This is a genomic window from Aquimarina sp. 433 (genome assembly GCF_054054605.1).
Window position 1 is genome coordinate 192461 of sequence record NZ_JBSWZK010000004.1, and the last position, 20461, is coordinate 212921.

At 32.6% G+C, this 20461-nt stretch carries 22 protein-coding genes and 1 pseudogene; 11 read left to right on the top strand and 12 right to left on the bottom strand.

What is annotated here, in order from left to right; genetic code table 11:
- Nucleotides 1-10: 10 nt before the first annotated feature.
- Nucleotides 11-484 (top strand): 23S rRNA (pseudouridine(1915)-N(3))-methyltransferase RlmH, encoded by a 474-nt coding sequence (gene rlmH / locus ACWNT5_RS10240; protein ID WP_299600689.1) that lies wholly within the window; start codon nucleotides 11-13, stop codon nucleotides 482-484.
- Nucleotides 485-540: 56 nt separating this feature from the next.
- Here the strand turns inward: rlmH and ACWNT5_RS10245 are convergent, their stop codons facing one another.
- The 6 genes from ACWNT5_RS10245 to ACWNT5_RS10270 all read right to left on the bottom strand — a co-directional run bounded on the left by ACWNT5_RS10245 (nucleotide 541) and on the right by ACWNT5_RS10270 (nucleotide 6077).
- Nucleotides 541-957, bottom strand: a complete 417-nt coding sequence (locus ACWNT5_RS10245; RefSeq protein ID WP_456517271.1) for a hypothetical protein — start codon at nucleotides 955-957, stop codon at nucleotides 541-543.
- A 71-nt stretch (nucleotides 958-1028) separates the two neighbouring features.
- Nucleotides 1029-1475: a hypothetical protein gene (locus tag ACWNT5_RS10250; RefSeq protein WP_456517272.1), complete on the bottom strand. Its 447-nt coding sequence runs from the start codon at nucleotides 1473-1475 to the stop codon at nucleotides 1029-1031.
- Nucleotides 1476-1565: 90 nt separating this feature from the next.
- A complete protein-coding gene (locus ACWNT5_RS10255; RefSeq protein WP_456517273.1) occupies nucleotides 1566-2777 on the bottom strand; it encodes a serine hydrolase domain-containing protein in 1212 nt (403 codons plus the stop codon).
- Between the two features lie 33 nt (nucleotides 2778-2810).
- Entirely contained in the window at nucleotides 2811-3491 is a 681-nt protein-coding gene (locus tag ACWNT5_RS10260) for a response regulator transcription factor (protein WP_456517274.1), read from the bottom strand.
- Nucleotide 3492: 1 nt separating this feature from the next.
- Nucleotides 3493-4890 carry a sensor histidine kinase gene (locus ACWNT5_RS10265; protein WP_456517275.1) on the bottom strand — a complete coding sequence of 466 codons (1398 nt, stop codon included), beginning with the start codon at nucleotides 4888-4890 and terminating at the stop codon, nucleotides 3493-3495.
- On the bottom strand, nucleotides 4890-6077 hold the full coding sequence (locus ACWNT5_RS10270; protein WP_456517276.1) for a S41 family peptidase: 1188 nt from the start codon (nucleotides 6075-6077) through the stop codon (nucleotides 4890-4892). The genes ACWNT5_RS10265 and ACWNT5_RS10270 overlap by 1 nt, the downstream gene beginning before the upstream one ends.
- A gap of 201 nt (nucleotides 6078-6278) precedes the next feature.
- Here ACWNT5_RS10270 and ACWNT5_RS10275 point away from each other — a divergent pair, with 201 nt between their 5' ends.
- From ACWNT5_RS10275 to ACWNT5_RS10305, 7 genes are all read left to right on the top strand, one after another.
- Nucleotides 6279-7163: a geranylgeranylglycerol-phosphate geranylgeranyltransferase gene (locus ACWNT5_RS10275; RefSeq protein ID WP_456517277.1), complete on the top strand. Its 885-nt coding sequence runs from the start codon at nucleotides 6279-6281 to the stop codon at nucleotides 7161-7163.
- A gap of 3 nt (nucleotides 7164-7166) precedes the next feature.
- Nucleotides 7167-7754, top strand: coding sequence for a Maf-like protein (locus ACWNT5_RS10280; protein WP_456517278.1), 588 nt, complete (start codon nucleotides 7167-7169; stop codon nucleotides 7752-7754).
- A 101-nt stretch (nucleotides 7755-7855) separates the two neighbouring features.
- Complete coding sequence (locus tag ACWNT5_RS10285; RefSeq protein WP_456517279.1) at nucleotides 7856-8803, top strand: septum formation inhibitor Maf; 948 nt, start codon at nucleotides 7856-7858, stop codon at nucleotides 8801-8803.
- Between the two features lie 152 nt (nucleotides 8804-8955).
- Nucleotides 8956-11118 (top strand): glycoside hydrolase family 9 protein, encoded by a 2163-nt coding sequence (locus ACWNT5_RS10290; RefSeq protein ID WP_456517280.1) that lies wholly within the window; start codon nucleotides 8956-8958, stop codon nucleotides 11116-11118.
- Between the two features lie 16 nt (nucleotides 11119-11134).
- Complete coding sequence (locus ACWNT5_RS10295) at nucleotides 11135-11419, top strand: 4a-hydroxytetrahydrobiopterin dehydratase (protein WP_299897605.1); 285 nt, start codon at nucleotides 11135-11137, stop codon at nucleotides 11417-11419.
- An 81-nt stretch (nucleotides 11420-11500) separates the two neighbouring features.
- On the top strand, nucleotides 11501-12226 hold the full coding sequence (locus ACWNT5_RS10300) for a YebC/PmpR family DNA-binding transcriptional regulator (RefSeq protein ID WP_299897607.1): 726 nt from the start codon (nucleotides 11501-11503) through the stop codon (nucleotides 12224-12226).
- Nucleotides 12227-12326: 100 nt separating this feature from the next.
- A complete protein-coding gene (locus ACWNT5_RS10305) occupies nucleotides 12327-12842 on the top strand; it encodes a hypothetical protein (RefSeq protein WP_299897610.1) in 516 nt (171 codons plus the stop codon).
- Here the strand turns inward: ACWNT5_RS10305 and ACWNT5_RS10310 are convergent.
- The 6 genes and pseudogenes from ACWNT5_RS10310 to ACWNT5_RS10335 all read right to left on the bottom strand — a co-directional run bounded on the left by ACWNT5_RS10310 (nucleotide 12839) and on the right by ACWNT5_RS10335 (nucleotide 18111).
- Nucleotides 12839-13570 (bottom strand): hypothetical protein, encoded by a 732-nt coding sequence (locus ACWNT5_RS10310; protein WP_456517281.1) that lies wholly within the window; start codon nucleotides 13568-13570, stop codon nucleotides 12839-12841. The two genes, ACWNT5_RS10305 and ACWNT5_RS10310, sit on opposite strands and share 4 nt — an antisense overlap.
- Before the next feature lie 39 nt (nucleotides 13571-13609).
- Nucleotides 13610-14161 carry a 1-acyl-sn-glycerol-3-phosphate acyltransferase gene (locus ACWNT5_RS10315; protein WP_456517282.1) on the bottom strand — a complete coding sequence of 184 codons (552 nt, stop codon included), beginning with the start codon at nucleotides 14159-14161 and terminating at the stop codon, nucleotides 13610-13612.
- A gap of 26 nt (nucleotides 14162-14187) precedes the next feature.
- Complete coding sequence (locus ACWNT5_RS10320; RefSeq protein WP_456517399.1) at nucleotides 14188-15249, bottom strand: iron-containing alcohol dehydrogenase family protein; 1062 nt, start codon at nucleotides 15247-15249, stop codon at nucleotides 14188-14190.
- A gap of 78 nt (nucleotides 15250-15327) precedes the next feature.
- Nucleotides 15328-16032 (bottom strand): annotated as a pseudogene (kdsB, locus tag ACWNT5_RS10325) (3-deoxy-manno-octulosonate cytidylyltransferase); the annotation flags it as partial.
- A 76-nt stretch (nucleotides 16033-16108) separates the two neighbouring features.
- On the bottom strand, nucleotides 16109-16672 hold the full coding sequence (locus ACWNT5_RS10330) for a DUF4126 domain-containing protein (RefSeq protein WP_299600656.1): 564 nt from the start codon (nucleotides 16670-16672) through the stop codon (nucleotides 16109-16111).
- 11 nt (nucleotides 16673-16683) lie between these two features.
- Nucleotides 16684-18111 (bottom strand): ATP-dependent DNA helicase, encoded by a 1428-nt coding sequence (locus ACWNT5_RS10335; protein ID WP_299600654.1) that lies wholly within the window; start codon nucleotides 18109-18111, stop codon nucleotides 16684-16686.
- Between the two features lie 136 nt (nucleotides 18112-18247).
- On the opposite strand from ACWNT5_RS10335, the gene ACWNT5_RS10340 reads away from it, so the two are divergent.
- Genes ACWNT5_RS10340 through ACWNT5_RS10350 form a run of 3 tightly spaced genes read left to right on the top strand, consistent with a single transcriptional unit; the run spans nucleotide 18248 to nucleotide 20277 of the window.
- Nucleotides 18248-18907 carry a hypothetical protein gene (locus ACWNT5_RS10340; RefSeq protein ID WP_456517283.1) on the top strand — a complete coding sequence of 220 codons (660 nt, stop codon included), beginning with the start codon at nucleotides 18248-18250 and terminating at the stop codon, nucleotides 18905-18907.
- Complete coding sequence (locus ACWNT5_RS10345) at nucleotides 18876-19712, top strand: DUF3822 family protein (protein ID WP_456517284.1); 837 nt, start codon at nucleotides 18876-18878, stop codon at nucleotides 19710-19712. The genes ACWNT5_RS10340 and ACWNT5_RS10345 overlap by 32 nt, the downstream gene beginning before the upstream one ends.
- Nucleotide 19713: 1 nt before the next feature.
- Nucleotides 19714-20277 carry an RsmD family RNA methyltransferase gene (locus ACWNT5_RS10350; RefSeq protein WP_456517285.1) on the top strand — a complete coding sequence of 188 codons (564 nt, stop codon included), beginning with the start codon at nucleotides 19714-19716 and terminating at the stop codon, nucleotides 20275-20277.
- The last annotated feature ends 184 nt before the right edge of the window (nucleotides 20278-20461 follow it).

Sequence of the window (20461 nt, forward strand, 5' to 3'; positions counted from 1 at the left end):
ATCAATACAAATGACTATTAAATTAATTGCAGTTGGTAAAACAGATCATAAACAATTACAGGATCTTACTGCAGAATATATTAAAAGACTAGGTTTTTATATCAAGTTTTCTTTTGACATTATACCTGATATCAAAAATTCCAAGAATCTTAGTGAAGCACAACAAAAAGACAAAGAAGGAAAATTGATCCTGCAGAAAATAACCACTTCTGATGTGCTAGTTTTATTGGATGAGAATGGAAAGCAATATGACTCTGTAGGTTTTGCTGATCTATTACAGAAACATATGAATAGTGGTATTAAACAATTAATATTTGTTATAGGAGGACCATATGGATTTAGTCCAGAAGTCTATAATCGAGCGAACGGAAAACTTTCTTTATCCAAAATGACATTTTCTCATCAAATGATTCGCTTATTTTTTATCGAACAACTCTACAGAGGTTTTACCATCTTAAGAAATGAGCCTTATCATCACAGATAAAGCTCATCTCTAAAATCATCTCAATTTTTATAGCTATTGAGACAAAACTCATTGTATTAGTTATCCTTTATTAAGCTTCTTAGATCATAAAAAGTATCAATAAGATCTTCTACCAAATCAATAGAAACTGCATCTTTATCTAAAAAGACTGATAATTTTCCTTTTTTAAGTTTCACTTTATACCCATCTTCTCCCTTAGCCAAATAGTTCCATTCGTAAGCTCCATAACTTTTAGTCATTTTTGCATCTAAATGTTCTTTTAAAAACTTTTTTACTTTATCCGTTTTATCTGAAGGAAAACTTGCTTTTAATCTATAACTATCATCGGTATTGGAGACAGAAATATTGATATTGTACCCTGTATCCGTATCATCACTAGAATAATTAACCGTTACTTTAGTGTTTGAATTTGTTTGCGCATGTGCTGTTGGCAGTGCCATTGTCATACATAAGATAAAAATGATTGTTTTCATAATTCATGTTTTTTGATTAATGATTCACTTTAAGTGAAAAGATTATTGATTGATTTTAATAATTACTAATACTAACTTCCTGATTCTTGGGAAGTCATTTCTTTTAATTCTTTACCGATAAGTCCAAATCTCTTTAATAATTTATCTGAAGCTAATTCTTTGTTTACGTTTATTCTTAGTTTATTTCCTTTTAGTTTTACTACGTATACCTCTTCATCTTCTAAACCTTTTGTCCAAGAATAAGTATTGTCCTTTATTACCATATCCTTTTGCCCAAACTGATCGATCAAATAAGATTTTATGTGAGACTTCATGCGTTTCATAAACTTAATCTTAATACGATAGTTATCATCTGTATCGAGCGTAACAAATGATCTGTAAAATGTCTTATGCTCTGCATCGGTATCATAGGTTATAGAAATACTAGAAGAAGATCCCGATGATCTCTTATCGATTTGTGCCTGTGTTGTTAGTAAGCCAAATACAAGACTTACAATAACAAAAATTACTGTTTTCATATTGTTCGCTTTTATGAAGAGAAATCGCTAATACGAAATCTCAACTATGTTAATGATTGATTGATTGATATATTAATTGCTTGTAGAAGCTTACAAGCTTTTGGAGTACTCGGATCTATATTGTTTTACTTCTTTCCAAATACTTTTTACTGATTGAAGAACATCTTTATCTTCTTCCAAACCTGTATTCATAAAAAATATAGCTCCTATTTGATCATTTTTATTAAAATACATTAGTGTTAAGATTCCTGGATCCGATCCATTATGACCAATCTTTCCGGAAGTTCCTACTTCCCAAAAGAAACCATAATTATCTTTTTCATTTCCTTTATTATTTAACTGGTCTTTATCCAGTTTAGCGGACATCATTTGTTGAAAAGATGCGGTTTTTAATACAGAATCTTCTCCATAATATCCTTTCATCAATCCTTGTAAATACGCTGAAAGGTCTTTTATACTACTCCTGAATCCTCCGTCTGGATACGTAATTAAATCATACCTTGGTATTTTATTCCCATTTTCTGTGTAAATCGATGCGTAGTTTTCTGGGTTTGATGCTTCATAAGACCAACCCGAGTCGCTCATCCCTAGTGGATCTAATATAATTTGTTGTGTATATTCTGTAAATGAAGTTTCTGTGGCTATTTCAATAATATATGCTAATAGTGCCGAACCTATATTGGAATATTCATATCGGTCGCCTGGTTGAAGCTTAGAGAAGTTATTTTTTCGAAACCACTCCCCTTTTGATGTCAAATGATTTTTTAGAAAAGCTTCTAAACTATACTTTTTATTGCTCTTCATCAAGATAAGGTCCTTTAACTCGCTTTTAGTATATTTTTTTTCATCAAATTCCGCTTCATTTTCTAAAATATAGCTTTTTTCATAAGCATCTGTATCTAAAATCGAAGAAGTATGTGTTGCCAAATGTTTTACCGTTATTGGCGTTTCAGGATGTCTTGGATGATTTATTCTAAAAGGCAAAATATCATTAATAGGAGTGTCTATAGAAAGTTTCCCTTCTTCGATAGCTTTCATTAGTGCTACTCCTATAAAAGTTTTAGAAACCGAACCGATATTTTGTACTGTATTGATCGTATAAGGCTTTTGTGTTTCTTTATCCGCATAACCAAAACCGTTCTGATACAAAATTTGATTAGGAGTAAATACGGAAACTCCAAAACCAGCAATTTTACTGGATTTATAAATATTTTCCAGCTTTTGATCTAATTGCTCTCCTTTTAATTGAGCGTTTACATATAATGATATGCAACAGAATAGTAGTACTTGTAATGTTTTCATGATGTTCGTTTTTTGATTGATGATTGATTTAATTTATTCTATTTGAAATGTTAGTCCCACACCTCGTACACTTTCGATTTTTATTTTACTATCTTTTTTAAAATACTTCCTTAGTCTGCTGATAAATACATCCATACTCCTTCCTGAAAAGAAATCGTCATTTCCCCAAACATCTTTCAGTAGGTTTTCTCTTTTGATCATAGTATTTTTATGATCAAACAAATACTGAATTAATATTGTTTCTTTTTCGGTTAATTTTTGTCGATCCTCGTTCAATTTTAAACAATGATTTACAGCATCGAATTTAAAATCACCGATAGACAACACCTCTTCCTTTATTACTTGAGTTCTTTGAGATCTTTTTAAAATATTCTGAAGACGTAATACAAGAATATCTGCTTCAAAAGGTTTTACGATATAATCATCTGCACCTAGTTTTAGCCCTCGTATTTTATCTTCTTTCATTTTTTTTGCTGTTAAAAAAACAAAGGGAGTTTCTGGGTGTATTTCGATAACTTTTTCTGCCAGTGTAAACCCATCCATTTTGGGCATCATAACATCAAAGACGCAGATGTCGAATTGTTCTTGCCCAAATATTTCTAAAGCTTCTTTCCCATCTTTGGCCCATACCACTTTATATCCATGAAGTTCTAAATATTGTTTTAGAATACTTCCGAAATCAAAATCGTCCTCTGCTAATAATATATGCTTCATCTTATTCATTGATTGGTATATTGATGGTAAATGTGGTTCCTAAATCTAATTTGCTTTCCAAGCTTATATTGCCCTGATGTGCTTTTACAATTTGATTGGTAAAAAACAATCCTAAACCTAATCCTTTTACATCGTGCACATCTCCTTCGGTAATACGGTAAAATTTTTCAAAAATCTTTCGCTGTTCCTTTGGTGAAATTCCAATTCCGTTATCATGTATTGATATTTCATACAAATCATCTTTTAAATAAGTTCTAAAAACAATTTCTACCTCATCTTTTCCATATTTTACTGCGTTATCTAAGATATTTAACAAAGCTGTAGTAAACATAAACTTGTCTATATTTAAATTCACTTCTCTAAATTCTATTTTGGAGGTGACGGTAACATTTTTGTTTTGTACTGATAATTGAAAATCCTTTAATACATTTTTAAAATAAGTATCATCTAATACTTCTTCTTTTTTAAGAATAATCTCTTCGGATCCCAAACTATTTGTAACCACCTGATCTACTAACTTTTGCAATCTATCATTTTGTCGATCCAGTATATCTAAAGTGTTAGCAAAAGCATCTGGTGAACTTTGTATCTCAGGTTTTCTTAGGGTTTTAGAAGCTATTCCTAAAGTTGCCATTGGCGTTTTTAATTCATGAGTTATGTTATTAATAAAATCAGTTTTAATATCCGCTAATTTCTTTTGTCGAATCAAATTCCTTATGGAATAGAATAGTAGTATTACCACAAAAAGAATTAACAAAACTGAAAAAATAAACAATGATGCCATTTGCCCAAATACGATTCTTTTCCAACCAATGATATTGATATAATCTACAGTACGAACTTCTAAATCCATGGATATTTTAATTCCACCACTATTTACTTCATCTTCATACTCAAAATCTGTAAACCATCGAGCATTACTCATTACCACCTCATCTTTTTGTGGAAACTTTTCTCCGAAAGTGTATATATTTTCACCGTCTACTGCAGAAAATATACTGTCCATCCTTTCGTCTTCAAAAAGGACGATACTTTTTATATCCTTTTTATATTGAATATCATACTCTAAATTGCGTTTGGCAATCTCTTTCTTATAATATTCTTTAAAAAGATCATTTAACGAATCTGTTTTAGGTCTAAACTTATCAAGAGCTTCTTTCTTTTGAATTTTGTTTTTCTTGTACTCCACTAAATTCTCACTCAGATATGTATACCATTGTTCCGCGAGAGAATCCATTTCCTTGGTATTATCTATATTGCTAATAGCTTTCTTTGTTTCTTTTATAAAGACATCTTTCTTTAATTGATATGTATTATATATCAAATACCCTTGTATACCAGATAAAGCAAGTAAAGCAATAACCGAAGTAATAATTAATAAGTTTATATTTTTCTTCATTATAGAGATGCGTTAATAATTTCAATTGCCTTTTGCAACTGATCTTGAGAATCTAAGATAAAGTGTTTTGGTTTAAAATCTTCTCTAGGCTTTCCATTTATATGAAATAGTTTTTCTACAGGAATTTGAAAACCAATATTCGTTTCTGGCAAAGTATAATTATAGATGGCACCTAATAAATCAGCCATATCAGCACCTACGGTTTCGGATCTTTTTAATCCATCGAAACCAATCGTCATTCCTTCTCCCATACTTCCTGTCCATTTACCACAAAGAACAACTAACTTCTTACCATATATCTTTCCTCTTGGCATAACCAATTCTATCGTTTTTCTTTCTACTCCATATAATCTTTCTTCATACGTAAAGCTATGTATTTGGTAGGCTGCTTCTTTGTTGATAAATCTTCCCATAATTCCTCTTGCTACTGTGGTATTTCCGCCTCCAGGAGTATCTCTAAGGTCTAATATCATTCCGTTTGTATTTTCTAAAGCGCGCAATGCTTCATCGAAGGCAGCAATGGTATTATTATTTCCTAATGAGTTATTTATTTTTATGTACCCAATATTATTATCGATGATTTTTGAGGTCACCAATTCTTCATAATTTTTGTTTCTCACCTTTTCTAATTCGAATGTTAATGAGTCATTAACATTCAAAACTCTACTTTGATTATGCGTCCCTGCCAATAATAAGTTGGCTGCGTACTCATACATTTCTTTTGTATATGTGGTAACACTCTTAGGTAAAAACTTTTTAATAGCTTTTGATATTAAAACTCCATTATATGCTGTAATACACATTCCTAATTTAACTCCTGATTTTTGAGCCGAAAAGCCATCTCTAATACCAGATACAATGAATTGTTTGTTTTTATATGAAACCCATATATCAGTTCCTGATGGAATTACTCTACTAGAGGAAGCTAAATTTCTATTTAAACCAATATGACCATTATAAAGCTCATTATTAGTCATCTCTAACAAACGAATAAAATCATCATCATTTTGAATCGTATCTACAATCGGTTGGTAAATACTTCGTACTTTATCCCAATTCGTTTTCTGAACGTCGAAATAAGCAAAGTATTGATCCACTGTTTCCCAATAGGTGTTAAAATCCTTTTGATACTTTGTTTGGGCGAATGAACTCGATACGATTCCTAAAATGATGATGATTCTTAACATTACTATTCGTTTTTTGATTGTTGATGGTATCAAAAGTATAGAAGGCTTTCTAAGAAATCGAAAAATTACAGATCGTTAACCCTGCATTAACGTTAACAAGTATCAAAAACCCTTATAATATAAAGGATTGAAGAGGCTAAGTTAATACCGCTATAAAAAAGATTAATTATTACATTTGCGAACAAACCAATTCAAACACTTATGCAATCATATCTAAAGCTCATTAAACTTGATAATCTTCTTCTTATAGCATTAGCTCAATTATGCATTAAGTACGGGCTTTTTGAACCTTTTGGAATTGATATTACTTTAAACGGATTTGGAATCTCGCTTCTAATTATTGCTACCATTTCTCTAGTGGCAGCTCTTAATGTTATGCTATATCTAGAGGATAAAGAAAAATCGAATATTGTAATCTCTGAAAAAATAGCAAACCGACTTTTCATTATCTTTAATGTTATTGCCGTAGGTATTGGTTTTTACCTTTCTAATATTATTGGTCGACCCAAATTGGCTGCTTTATTTATTGTCGTTTCTGGCATATTCTATATTTACACCACCTATTTAAAAGAAATCATTGTGGTCAAAAATGCACTAATGGGTATAATGATGGCTTTAGGGCTAATTGCCGTAGCCATTTTTGATTTACTTCCTGCAATCACAGAGCAGAACAAGGCATCCCAAAAAGTTATTTTCCTGATTATTGTAGACTATGCAGTGTTTGCGTTTATTATGATTACCATTAGAGAAATTGTAAAAGACCTTCTTACTGTGGATAAAGATCATAATGCAGGATTACAAACCATCCCAATTGCTTTAGGAAAAGACAGAACAGCAAAGCTTATCAGTGGTCTTACTATAATTCCTATTGGTTTGATTATTTACTATGTATACACTTACTTGTTTAATAATTCAACCGCTGTTGTTATAGTCTTAGCAGTATTGGTAGCTCCTTTATTATACTTTATGTTTAGAAGTTGGGGAGCAGAAAACGACAAAGATTATAAAGTTTTAAGTATAATTTTAAAACTAGTCTTATTTGCTACTTCTTTATCTATGCTATTGTATCAATTCATATTGAAATAAGCTATGCTTAAAACTGTTTTAAAAGATTATCAACTTATTTTGGCTTCAGGTTCACCCAGAAGACAACAATTTTTTAAAGATCTAGATCTCGATTTTATCATACAAATAAGAGAAGTAAATGAGGTGTATCCCGAAGATCTAAAAGGCTCCGAAATATCAGATTATTTAGCTAATCTAAAAGCTGGAGAGTTTTCTGATTTACGACCCAATGATATTTTAGTTACAAGTGACACTATTGTTTGGCATGAGAATAAAGCATTAGGCAAACCAAAAAATCCTGAAGATGCTAAACAAATGATTGCTTCTTTATCTGGCAAGACTCATGAAGTCATCACTTCTGTGTGTTTTAAGACGATACACCAAACTAAAATTATTAACCAAACCACCAAAGTCACCTTTAAAACCTTATCGAAAGATGAAATCGATTATTATGTTGACACGTTTTCTCCATTAGATAAAGCTGGTGCCTACGGAATACAAGAATGGATAGGATATATCGGTATAACAAATATAGAAGGTAGTTACTATAATGTTATGGGACTACCTGTACAACTTGTTTATGAAACGTTAATAGCGCTTGCTAGATCATAGCTTTGTCGTAATTTAGTTTTTGTTGATCTATTATTCAAAAGGATTACTAGTAAGAAGGATTTTGAATAATCATATAGATCATAAAACTTAAAATTACCGCTATGAAAAAGTCTTTACTATTATTTGGTGCACTTGGAGTTTTAGTTATTATTGCCTGTAGTAATATCAAAGCTGATGAAAAAAACAATACGGCATTAAACAATAGTTCCGAATCAGCAGAATCTGAATTACAACCAGCAAAAGAACTTTCAGAAGATTTTAAAAAATATTGGTATGCAGGAAAAGCAGAAATCACTTCTTATACTCTAGAACAAGCAAGATATGGAGAAATAAGAGAAGGAAAAGCTGTGCTGATTTATGTAACAGAGGATTTTTTACCAAAAGAACAAGTAAAAGCTGATTACCAAAACGATACTAACGTGCCTGTTCTAAAACTCAATGCTACTAAAAAATTTAATACTGGAATCTATCCTTATTCCATTATGCAAAGTACGTTCTATCCAGTATCTGACAATAAACATGCGATTAAAGTATCCAGCTCTATGCAAGAATGGTGTGGTCATGTATACGCACAAATTAACAACAAAGAGAATTATGAGATTACGTCGCATTCCTATTTTCAAGGAGAGGCTGATCAAAACTTTACGTTAGATAAGGATATTTTGGAAAATGAACTCTGGACTAAGATTAGAATAGATCCTGAAAATCTTCCTACTGGAGACATAAAAGTAATCCCATCCCTGGAATATTGCCGATTAAAACATAAAGAAATCAAAGCTTACAACGCCAAAGCTACCATCACTAAAGAAGGGAACTATAGTAATTATAGCTTGGAATATCCCGAACTAAAGAGGAAATTGAATATTACTTTTTCAACTTCTTTTCCTTATGAAATAGAAAGTTGGACAGAAACTTTTACAAGTGGTTTTGGTCCAAACACAAAGGAATTAGTAACAACAGCTACAAAATTAAAAAGCATTAAATCTGCGTATTGGGGAAAGAACAGTAATAAAGATGAAGTTCTTAGAGATGCTTTAGATTTGAAATAATACAAACCTGCACAACCTTTTCATAACTTACTGAAAACCAAACAAAAAATCTTATTTCTTGAGATATATTTGTTAAGTGATATTAGGAAAACTAAGCATTTATTAAGAAATTGCTACTACCAAAGAATTAAACTTAACAAATCTACTTAATTATGAAAAAACTCATGTTATGCATATGGTTACTCATGTGCATATGCGAAATGCAAGCACAGTCGTTAACGAATCATATTGTTATTGATCAATTTGGATATAGACCAAACTCTGACAAAATCGCGGTAATTAGAGATCCACAAACAGGTTTTGATTCTAGCGAATCTTTTAATCCAGGAAATACATACGCGTTAGTAAATGCTTCCAACGATCAACAGGTATTTACAGGAACTCCTGTAACCTGGAATGCTGGTGCAGAAGACACATCATCAGGAGATAAAGCTTGGTGGTTTGATTTTAGTAGTCATACAAATCCTGGAACTTATTATATTCTAGATACTACTAATAATGTTCGCTCTTTTGAATTCGAAATTAGAGAGGATATATACAATGAAATACTCAAACAAGCAGTTCGAACATTTTATTATCAGCGTGTAGGGTTTGCAAAAGAGACTCCTTACGCAGAACCTAATTGGGCAGATAGTGCCAGTCATATGGGCGCTTTACAAGATACGCAATGCAGAAGTTACGATGCTCCAAACGATGCTAGTACAGAAAAGGATGTAAGTGGTGGTTGGTATGATGCTGGTGATTATAATAAATACACCAACTGGACTTCTAACTATATCTACGAAATGTTATTAGCCTATGAGGAATCACCTGATGTTTGGGGAGATGATTATAATATTCCGGAATCAGGTAATGCCATTCCAGATATTATTGATGAAGTCAAATGGGGAATGGATCATTTACTACGATTACAAAATAATGATGGTAGTATGATTGCCGTAGTATCCGAAAGTCATGCAAGTCCTCCTTCTGCTGCAACAGGACCAAGTTTGTATGGAGCCGTTAATACAAGTAGCACTTGGAATTCTGCTAGTACTTTTGCTTATGGAGCCAAAATATTTACCTCTTTAGGAATGACTGCTTACGCCAGCACTCTAGAACAGGCAGCCATAAATGCGTGGAATTGGGCAACGGCAAATCCTAACGTGGTATGGAGAAATAATGATGCAGCTAACGGATCGCAAGGTATTGGTGCTGGGCAACAAGAAGTAGATGATTACGGAAGAGCCATGTACAAACTGCGTGCTGCAGCACATTTGTATGAAATTACAAATCAAGATAGCTATAAAACATTTTTTGAAAGTAACTATACAGAAACTCATATGATCGCTTGGAACTTTGTTTTTCCTTACGAAGCTAGAGAACAAGAAACTTTATTATACTATACTAGAATTCCTGGAGTTTCTACCAATGTTAAGGATAATATTGTGAACACGTATAACGGTTCGATGAATTCTAATGCTATTAACTTTATGTCATTTGATAATAAGGTTGATCCTTACATGGCTCATTTAGACACCTACACTTGGGGAAGTAATAACACGAAAGCTAAGAAAGGGCTAACATTTTATAGTATTAAAGAATATGCACTTAACAATGCCAGAGAAGTAGATGCAGAAAAAGCGGCAGAAAACTACATTCATTATATGCATGGAGTAAACCCTTTGAATATGGTATACCTAACCAATATGTATTCTTATGGAGGTGATCGCTGTGCTAATCAAATATACCACACTTGGTTTCAGGATGGAACGGATTGGGATGAAACAGGTGTTTCTTTATATGGTCCTGCTCCCGGTTTTGTTCCTGGAGGACCTAATCCAAGCTATGATAGAGATCAATGCTGTAACAGTAGCTGTGGAAGTACCGCAAATGATGCTTTGTGTAATGCTATTTCCGTCAATCCTCCTAAAGGACAACCTGATCAGAAATCTTATCTAGATTTTAATAACAACTGGCCATTGAATTCATGGTCAATTTCTGAAAATAGTTGTGGATATCAGATAGCATATATTAGACTTTTATCAAAATTTGTTTCAGATTCTAATAATACTTTATCTGTAAATACACCAAACACCAAGAATCCTAAGTTAGTGGTATATCCTAACCCTGCTAAAAATCAAATAAAAATAAAATTCCCGAATGATATAGATACTTCAGACTATACAGTAACTATTTCTTCTCTAGTTGGAAAAAAATTAATTGAAACCAAAATTAAAGATTACATAAATGTTTCTAAATTAAACCAAGGAATGTATATATTAACTGCCGAAAATAAAATGAAAACTTTTAGTCAAAAAATTATTATTCAATAAAATAAAATTATACCAAATGAAACTTTCAGAAACTGAAATTACGGATCGTCTTAAAACTATGGACGGATGGGAATATGAAGATAATGCCCTACATACATCTTTTGAATTTGAAAACTTTAAAGATGCTTTCTCTGCGATGTCTAGAATAGCTTTTGAAGCGGAAGCATTAAATCATCATCCAGATTGGTCTAATGTATATAATGTAGTAAATATATCCTTGTCTACACATGATGCCGATGGAGTAACGGATAAAGACTTTGAACTTGCAAAGGCAATTGACGGCATTGTAGAAGAAGAATAAAAATATGATGTAGAATCAAACATCTATTTGTGAAACTTTTGGTTTCTACTTATGTTTGTAATTAGATTTTAAATTTAGATTATGGGAAGAGCTTTTGAGTTCAGAAAGGCACGTAAAATGAAACGTTGGTCTGCAATGGCCAAAGCATTTACTAGAATTGGTAAAGATATTGTAATGGCTGTGAAAGAAGGAGGACCAGATCCTGATTCTAATTCACGTTTAAGAGCGGTTATACAGAATGCTAAGTCTGTAAATATGCCAAAGGACAATATCGAGCGTGCGATCAAAAGAGCTTCTGATAAAACACAAGGAGATTATAAAGAAGTTCTTTTCGAAGGATATGCTCCTCATGGCATTGCTATTCTTGTAGAAACTGCTACCGATAATAATAATAGAACCGTTGCCAATATTAGATCTTATTTTAATAAATGCGATGGAAATTTAGGAACTTCGGGATCTGTAGAATTTATGTTTGATCACACTTGCAATTTTAGAATTAACGGAGAAGGTCTAGATCCAGAAGAATTAGAACTAGAATTTATTGATTTTGGTGCTGAAGAGGTGTTTCAGGATGAAGATGGAATTTTAATCTATGCTCCTTTTGGTAGTTTTGGAACTATCCAAAAAGAATTAGAAAGTCGCGAAATTGAAATTCTTTCTTCTGGTTTTGAGCGTATCCCACAAGTAACTAAAGAATTAACTCCAGAGCAAGCAGCGGATGTAGAAAAGCTTTTAGAAAAAATTGAAGAAGATGATGATGTGCAAAATGTATATCATACGATGCAAGAATCTTCTTCTGAAGCATAATTAAAAGTATAACAATACTTTATGAAAAGACTGTCTATAAAAGGCAGTCTTTTTTGTTATGTTTAAATAATCTTTCCGACTTACATCAAAACAACACACAATGAAACAATGGATATTTTTGATTTTATTATCGTTTGGTGTAAGCGTTACAGCCCAACAAATGAATAATGAAACACTAGGAGAAATAATTACCCAAAAAGCTGATACGATAAATGGAATCACTGGTAATTGGCAATTTATTTATAAAGAAATCCCAATGTTGTGTGTTACCGACGAAAGGAATAACCGAATGAGAATCATTGCTCCTATAACAGATTCCAGTAATCTAGATAAAGATTTATTGTTAGATTCTATGACTGCGAATTTTCATTCTGCCTTGGATGTAAAATACGCCATTTCTAATGGAATCCTATGGTCTGCTTATGTGCACCCGTTAAAAGAACTTACCACGGAACAGGTCGAAAGTGCTTTATCACAGGTTTATCTTGCTGCCAAAACCTTTGGGACTACATTTTCTAGTACAGAATTACTTTTTGGAGCCAGTGCTTTAGAAGAAGAAAAAAAGGAAGAACCTAAAAAAGAAGTGATTAAAAAAGAGAGTACTCGAAAATTTTAATTATTTCGATTCTTAAATTCAGTATATCCTTCTTTTCCAATAATTTCATATATATCGGAATCAAGCTGTTCCATTTCAGTATTGTTATCTTTATATTGTTTACATAAGGCGTCCAGATATAAAGACAAACGTTCTTTCTCCTTAAGTTCTTGTAATAAAAATAGAATACACCTTACTATTTCCTCCTGATATTCTCCAATGAATTTATCCTGAATATCTTTGGCCAATTGAGCAATTTTTAGCGTTTCTAGCAGCCCATCCTTTTTATCATGGATCTTACTTAGATGTAGTGCTTTCATTTTTTGATAATTAATCAATGAATAAAACTTCATATAATTACCCTCTTCAAATAAAGACTCTTTACTAGCATCAAGAGAAACACCCATATCATGTAACCTTACTATTTCTTGATCTAATACTTTTTCAAATCTAGAGAACAACTTATGATAAAAACTACTTTTATCCAATTGACTAAGGTATGCATGGATTTGTTCCATTTTAGCATAAAAATTGACTAAGTACTTGGGTTGATCAGGAGTTAGTAGGGTACTTTCCTCAAGAAGTGTAATCACTTGATTATATAGAACGTCTTCTATGTTTTTATAATCAATAACACTTACATGCTCAAAAACAGAATTACAATATGAGCAAGTATATAGATTTGGTTTATTCTCTTTAAAAGAGTCATTTGCTCCACAACTAGGACACTGTAATCGATTACTATTCATAACATTAACACTGTTCTTTTATGGTATAATTGAAAAGATTTAAGGATCAAAACTATATTCGGGAACTTTTCCCTTAACACCTTTAAAAAAGCTGTAAATATGCTGTAAATCCTTATCCAAATCACCAGTTGGATGAAAAGCTTTAGAAATCACTACTCGCTTTCTTCCAAAATCAAAGGCTACCATGATTATTGGAACATTTGCTGCCATTGCGATATAATAAAATCCTGTTTTCCAAGATTCCACTTTTTTTCTGGTACCTTCTGGAGCTAGGGTAATTCTTAATTCATCACGCTTTTCAAATTCTTTAGCAATCGCTTCTACTTTATTCTGCCCAGGTGTCCTATCAAGTGCAATCCCTCCTACCTTTCTAAAATACCATCCAAACGGCCATTTAAAAAGCTCTTTTTTTCCCATGAAGCTAATTTTAACACCTGCTAATTGCCTAATTAACAGCCCTATATAAAAGTCGTGCCAACTAGTATGAGGGACAGCAATTACCACACACTTTTTTACATTATCAGCATCGAAATCACCTATCATCTCCCAGCCCATAATTTTATGAAATATAAAAGATGATAGCTTTCTCATGAGTTATTAAATATTATAAAGAGAAGTTACAAAGAGCGATAAATACCTTTTAACTTATCTGCATTGATATGTTCCTTCCAATTTTTACCCAGCGCATTTTCCCATAAAGGAACCAATCCAAGAGCCACAGAGACCATAGTATCTAATTGATCTTCTGAAACATTAGCACATATACCTTCTGGTATATGTATATTGTGGAGCTCTTTCATTTGTTTAAAAATCGCTACGCCTTCAGGATAGTACTCACCTAATTTATCGAATACGATGCAATTACCAATACCATGTTTTGTTCCTAAAACGTATGCCAATCCATAACTCATAGCATGAGCAATACCAACTTGAGAATAAGCTATGCTCATTCCTCCATGCCATGAAGCCATCATTAATTTAGCATCAGCTTCTTCTTTGTCTAAAGTATTATCTAAAAATATTTCCTTACAAAGATCATACGCCTTTTCGCCATAACTTTGACTAAATGCATTAAGATAAGTACCTTTTAGAGATTCTATACAATGTATATAGCAATCCATACCTGTATAAAACCACTGATCTTTTGGTACGTCTTTTATAAGTTCTGGATCTAGTATTACCTGATCAAACGGAGTGAAATCAGAATTAATACCTAATTTTTTTTCAGGACCTGTCAATACTGTTGTTCTCGACACCTCTGCTCCAGTTCCAGATATTGTGGGAATACCAACGTGGTACACTGCTTTGTGATTCACCAGATCCCATCCTTGATACTCAGTAGCACTTCCAGAATTATTCATCATAATAGCAACCGCTTTAGCAAGATCCATAATAGATCCTCCTCCAATTCCTATAATTCCGCTTGGAGTAAAGCCAAATTCTTGCTTTAATTCTGTTACAAGTTGATCTACTTGAGAAGTTTTAGGTTCTTCTTTTGTAGAAACATATATAATCTTGTCTGTACCTGATAATTCAATCCTATCTTCGATAAATGTTTTATTGTTCTCAAAGACATCATCAATAAGATAGATGAATGGGGCTCCATTCTTTCGTTCTGCAGAGAGGATTTGTCCTAGTTGATTAAAGGATCCTTTACCAAAAACCACTCTTGGCACCATAGGAAAATTCTTATGGAAAGATTCTTTTACTTTAGGAGTAACCGTAGATGTAATGTTCAAAAGATTTTGTTTGTTAATTAAATTTCTTGCTTTTTCTAAATCTTCCGGGGTATCTATTTCCACACCTTCATGGTGTGTCTCTATCATTTTTATATTCTTACCATATTCTAAATATCGTATGCATTCAATTTTCTCAGAAGCTTCTAGCGTTCTCATCGGTAGGCGATAAAAATCTAAAATTGCTTGCTTTCTAAATGCATAGATCCCTTTATGTTTAAAATAGGTATGACTTACTTGTTTATCACGTGGGTAAGGTATGGGAGCACGAGAAAAATACAATGCGTAATCATTCTCATCTACGATTACCTTTACACTATTAGGATTTACGATATCATCCCAATCGGTCATGGGAGTCATCAAACTTGCCAAATCGATCTTATCTGCATCTTCTCCCTGAAAGACCTCTAAGACTTTTTCAAGACTTTCTCTTTCTGTAAATGGCTCATCTCCCTGAACATTAACCACGATATCGATATCCATATCTGCTACAGCTTCAGCAATTCTATCGCTTCCGCAGTCATGTTCTTTTTTACTCATAATAGCTTTACCACCATGAGATGTAATTTCATCAAATATAATTTCGCTATCGGTAACTACATATACCTCGCTAAATAATGATGTTTTTACCGCAGCTTCGTATGTTCTCAATATAACGGATTTTCCCTCAAGATCTTGCATAAGTTTCCCTGGAAATCGGGATGCAGCGTATCTCGCAGGAATCATTGCGATAGTTTTTAGTTCAGTTTTGTTCAAAATTGCTTGCTTTTGCGGGTCAAAAATAGGTTTTTTAAATCGATTTTCAAGAAGAGCGCCTGAATAGTTTTTTATAAACTTTTCTTAAACCAAAAAACAACACTATTACCAAAATAATAGCTACCAATGGAAGAAATACAGATAATATCGACATAACAGTTGCAGTTCCCGTTTCTACTGTAGCTATTATCGGATTTGCCAATCCTCCAGTCGTAGCAGAAGATGTTAACCGCGATGCTCCCATGGTACTTTTTACAGTAGCCGCCGTTCCTCCACCAGCAATAATTGCAAGTGCCCAAGTAACTACAGGACTCAAATTAGCGACGGTAGAAACCATCACTGCTGTTCCTGCAATTGCTGCAAGTGGAATTGCTATGGTGTCGAGCAAATTATCAAACCAAGGAATATAGTAAGCCAATATCTCTACTACCGTTGCTATGGATAAAACGATTAACGCAGTATTGCTCCCTACCCACTCCCATTCAGAATTTAAAGGAATAACTCCATAATGCCCTGCTATACTGATTGCTAACAAGGGTAAAAAAACTCTAAATCCTACAGAAGCAGCCAAACCAACTCCTAAACATATACTCAAAATAGTCTCTTGCATATACTTTTACTTTAATTTTCGATAAAAAATTCATCTTTAAAACCTATAAGATATAATTTTTCTTTCGCTCGGGTCACTGCAGTATACAGCCATCGTAGATAGTCTTTATTAATTCCATCAGGAAGATAAGGTTGTTCTATAAAAACTGTATCCCACTGTCCTCCTTGCGATTTATGGCAAGTAATCCCATATGAAAATTTAACTTGAAGTCCATTAAAAAACTTGTTGTTTTTTACCCCTAAAAACTTCTTATACTTAGATTTTTCATCTTCGAAATCCTTTAAAACTTCTTGATATAATTTATTCGAATCCTCATAGGACAATGATGGGCTCTCCGAAGTTAAGGTGTCAAGAATTAATACTGTTTCTAATGGTTTTTGATCAGGATAATCCACCATCATAATTTTTACTTCTGCAAAACGAAAACCGTATAATTCTTTAATTGCATAAATTTCAAGAATTTTAATAATATCTCCATTTGCAATAAAACCTGCTTCACTTTTATTATCTAACCAAAAATAGTTATTCTTTACCACCATTAGATAATCTCCAGAAGATAACTCTTCTTCCTGAAATAAGATTCTGGATCTAATCTGTTGATTATAGATATTAGCTCTTTTGTTAGATCTTAGTATAATAACAGACTCTTCATGTCCTGAGCTGGCATAAGAATCATTTAAAGCATCCATGATATCATGACCATCCACTAATCGAATAATATCTGGATATCCCTGAATATCGAACTGAAAAGAATCATAAAACCCACCATTTAATAATTCCCTAAGATTAGTGGCATTCATAAGTATACCACTATCTTCGGCTTGCCTTACGACTTCGTCTAATTCTATTTGTGTTACCTCTTTATTAAATCCCATTGATAAGGTGTCAGGATCTAAAGCGGGACTAACTTCAAGCTTTACTGGCGGCAACTGTGCAGTATCCCCTATAAACAAGATCTTACAATTATGACCAGAATAAACAAACATCATTAGATCATCTAGTAATGAACCATTCTCAAACAGTTTACTGTCACTTGGAGTATCTGGTATCATGGAAGCTTCATCTACGATAAAAATGGTATTTCTTTTCTTGTTTTGTTTTAGTTGAAAAGCTAGACCACCACTATTGGTTTTTTTAGGATAGTAAATATTCCTATGAATGGTTTGTGCTTGTCGTCCAGAATAATTACTAATTACCTTTGCAGCTCGACCTGTTGGCGCTAATAAAACGGAGCTTAACTTTGCTTTCCATAGGTTTTTTACCAAAGTACCTATTAAAGTAGTTTTTCCTGTTCCGGCATACCCTTTTAATAAAAAAAGATCATCTTTTTTACTCGATAAAATAAAAGCTGAAAGTTTTTGAAGTACAACATCCTGTTTTAGAGTGGGTTCAAAAGGAAAATCATCTTTTAATAATTGATAAAACTCTATTTCCCTCATGAAAAATTCTTGTTCCGTAAATCCATAATCTGTTAATAAATCAAAGATAGTAATGATTTTTTGGCTATAAACTTTTACGATTAAAAAAAAATTGTAGATTTGCGTATACACTAATGTCTAAAAGCTAAATTATAAAATGAAAATTGTTCTTCAATTAGTTCTATGGGTAGTTATCGGAGTTTTAGGATACCTGGTATTTAATTCTGTAATGGGTCCTGTAAGGTTCAATAAAGTTAAAGAAGCGCGTTACGCAAAAGCCATTGAAAACTTAAGAGATATCCGACAAGCAGAATTAGCTCATAAAACCGTAGTTGGTAGATTCGAAAAAGATCCAACTAAATTAATTGCTTTTATAGATACTGCTAAATTTACTCTTACACAGCGTAGAGATTCAAGTTTTGTAAGATTTAATAAAATATTACAAATTGATGAGCCAAAAGATACTGTCGTAGTAGATACTCTTGGTTATGCTTCTGTAAAAGATTCGTTATTTAAAGGAAGTGATCGTTATAAAAATATGATGAAAGTTCCTGTAGAAGGTAAAGAAGCTAATTTTGAATTAGATGCTGGATTCATTGATAAAAATGGTATTCGTGTAAGTGTTTTCGAAGCGAGAGTAGCGAAAGATGTTTTATTACACGATCTTGATAAAGATCTATTATTTCAGGAAAAGCAAGTTGTTTCTGTTGAAGAGGTAAACGGACCATTCTTGTCAGTAGGTTCTATGCAGGAAGTTAATACTAAAGGAAACTGGCCAAAAATTTATGACACCAACGTTACAACCACAGAAGAGTAACACCTCTGGTAATAAAAAACATACATTGTCCATTCAGGTTAGCCTGAATGGACTTTCTTTTTGTATCGCAAATTCAGAAAAAGAAATCATTGCCTTAGAGCAAGATAATTTCGGGATCCACTTGTCTCCAGAACAGGTACTGGATAAAATCAAATATGTATTTGATCACCATCCTAAGTTCAACAATGATTTTGAAAGTGTAGAAGTTATTTATCAGAATGACTTATACACTTGTGTTCCCAAAGCCTTGTTTGATGAGGAACAGCTCAAAGAATATTTAAAGTACAATATCAAGGTATTAGAAAATGATTTTATTGCTTATGACGAATTATACCAGCATGATATCATCATTGTGTATGTACCCTATGCAAACATCAATAATTTCTTTTTCGATACCTTTGGCACTTTTACCTATAAACATGCCGCTACAATGTTAGTGGACACTTTATTAGCCAAAGAAAAAAATAGCGATAGCACTAAAATATATGCTCATATGAATGCGGCATCTTTTGATTTAGTCATTACATCAAAAGGTAAACTATTATTAACCAACTCGTATCCGTACGCAAACGAAGAAGACTTTTTATATTATGTAATGTTTGCAGCAGAACAACTTCGGTTAAACCCAGAAGAGTTTGAGCTTATCTTTTTAGGATACATTACGGAAAGAAGTAGTTGCTACACTATTGCATATACTTATATTAGACATATCAGTTTTGGAAAAAGAAGTAATCTTATCAATCTTTCAGAAGAGATCTCAACCATTCATGAACATGAACACTATTTGTTATTAAGTCATTTTTAATATGCGAATTATCTCAGGAAAATATAAAGGAAAACGGTTACAAGCACCTAAAAAACTACCTGTACGTCCTACAACCGATATGGCTAAAGAAGGGTTATTTAACATTCTTAATCATCATTATGCTTTTTCTGAAGTTACGTTGTTAGACCTTTTTGCAGGAACAGGAAATATCAGCTATGAATTTGCATCTCGTGGAACCGAGCATATTACTGCAGTCGATGCCCATTATGGATGCGTAGGGTATATCAAAAGTGTCGCCAAAGAGCTTGACTTTGATATTGATACTATTAAAAGTGATGTATATAGCTATCTAGAAAAAGTAAAAAGAACTTCTGATATTATTTTTGCTGATCCTCCTTATGATTTTACGGCACAAGAGTTTGCCAAAATACCCGCGTTAGTATTTGAAAACGAATTACTCAATGATGATGGTGTGTTAATTATAGAACATTCTAAGCACACATCGTTAGAACACCTTCCTAACTTTAGGAATTCGAGAAAGTATGGAGGTTCAGTTTTTAGCTTTTTCGAAAATGCTTCTGTTGAGGTCGATAATCAAGATTGAAAAACATCCTCCTCTATCCTATTTCAAAGGAGGAAATTCTAATTATCCATAAATATCCTAGTACGTGTTTAAAAGTGTGATTTGTCTTTGAAAGATCGTATCGATATAAAAATCCTTGTTCTCGATACAATATTTCTCCATTCTCATTTCGAAAGATAACTCGAACTGACGTTTTGATAAATAT

Excerpts from the sequence above, each read along its gene's own strand:
- rlmH (WP_299600689.1), top strand. The coding sequence starts at position 11 with ATGACTATTAAATTAATTGCAGTTGGTAAAACAGATCATAAACAATTA.
- ACWNT5_RS10245 (WP_456517271.1), bottom strand. The coding sequence starts at position 957 with ATGAAAACAATCATTTTTATCTTATGTATGACAATGGCACTGCCAACA.
- ACWNT5_RS10250 (WP_456517272.1), bottom strand. The coding sequence starts at position 1,475 with ATGAAAACAGTAATTTTTGTTATTGTAAGTCTTGTATTTGGCTTACTA.
- ACWNT5_RS10255 (WP_456517273.1), bottom strand. The coding sequence starts at position 2,777 with ATGAAAACATTACAAGTACTACTATTCTGTTGCATATCATTATATGTA.
- ACWNT5_RS10260 (WP_456517274.1), bottom strand. The coding sequence starts at position 3,491 with ATGAAGCATATATTATTAGCAGAGGACGATTTTGATTTCGGAAGTATT.
- ACWNT5_RS10265 (WP_456517275.1), bottom strand. The coding sequence starts at position 4,890 with ATGAAGAAAAATATAAACTTATTAATTATTACTTCGGTTATTGCTTTA.
- ACWNT5_RS10270 (WP_456517276.1), bottom strand. The coding sequence starts at position 6,077 with ATGTTAAGAATCATCATCATTTTAGGAATCGTATCGAGTTCATTCGCC.
- ACWNT5_RS10275 (WP_456517277.1), top strand. The coding sequence starts at position 6,279 with ATGCAATCATATCTAAAGCTCATTAAACTTGATAATCTTCTTCTTATA.
- ACWNT5_RS10280 (WP_456517278.1), top strand. The coding sequence starts at position 7,167 with ATGCTTAAAACTGTTTTAAAAGATTATCAACTTATTTTGGCTTCAGGT.
- ACWNT5_RS10285 (WP_456517279.1), top strand. The coding sequence starts at position 7,856 with ATGAAAAAGTCTTTACTATTATTTGGTGCACTTGGAGTTTTAGTTATT.
- ACWNT5_RS10290 (WP_456517280.1), top strand. The coding sequence starts at position 8,956 with ATGAAAAAACTCATGTTATGCATATGGTTACTCATGTGCATATGCGAA.
- ACWNT5_RS10295 (WP_299897605.1), top strand. The coding sequence starts at position 11,135 with ATGAAACTTTCAGAAACTGAAATTACGGATCGTCTTAAAACTATGGAC.
- ACWNT5_RS10300 (WP_299897607.1), top strand. The coding sequence starts at position 11,501 with ATGGGAAGAGCTTTTGAGTTCAGAAAGGCACGTAAAATGAAACGTTGG.
- ACWNT5_RS10305 (WP_299897610.1), top strand. The coding sequence starts at position 12,327 with ATGAAACAATGGATATTTTTGATTTTATTATCGTTTGGTGTAAGCGTT.
- ACWNT5_RS10310 (WP_456517281.1), bottom strand. The coding sequence starts at position 13,570 with ATGAATAGTAATCGATTACAGTGTCCTAGTTGTGGAGCAAATGACTCT.
- ACWNT5_RS10315 (WP_456517282.1), bottom strand. The coding sequence starts at position 14,161 with ATGAGAAAGCTATCATCTTTTATATTTCATAAAATTATGGGCTGGGAG.
- ACWNT5_RS10320 (WP_456517399.1), bottom strand. The coding sequence starts at position 15,249 with ATGGTGCCAAGAGTGGTTTTTGGTAAAGGATCCTTTAATCAACTAGGA.
- ACWNT5_RS10330 (WP_299600656.1), bottom strand. The coding sequence starts at position 16,672 with ATGCAAGAGACTATTTTGAGTATATGTTTAGGAGTTGGTTTGGCTGCT.
- ACWNT5_RS10335 (WP_299600654.1), bottom strand. The coding sequence starts at position 18,111 with ATGAGGGAAATAGAGTTTTATCAATTATTAAAAGATGATTTTCCTTTT.
- ACWNT5_RS10340 (WP_456517283.1), top strand. The coding sequence starts at position 18,248 with ATGAAAATTGTTCTTCAATTAGTTCTATGGGTAGTTATCGGAGTTTTA.
- ACWNT5_RS10345 (WP_456517284.1), top strand. The coding sequence starts at position 18,876 with ATGACACCAACGTTACAACCACAGAAGAGTAACACCTCTGGTAATAAA.
- ACWNT5_RS10350 (WP_456517285.1), top strand. The coding sequence starts at position 19,714 with ATGCGAATTATCTCAGGAAAATATAAAGGAAAACGGTTACAAGCACCT.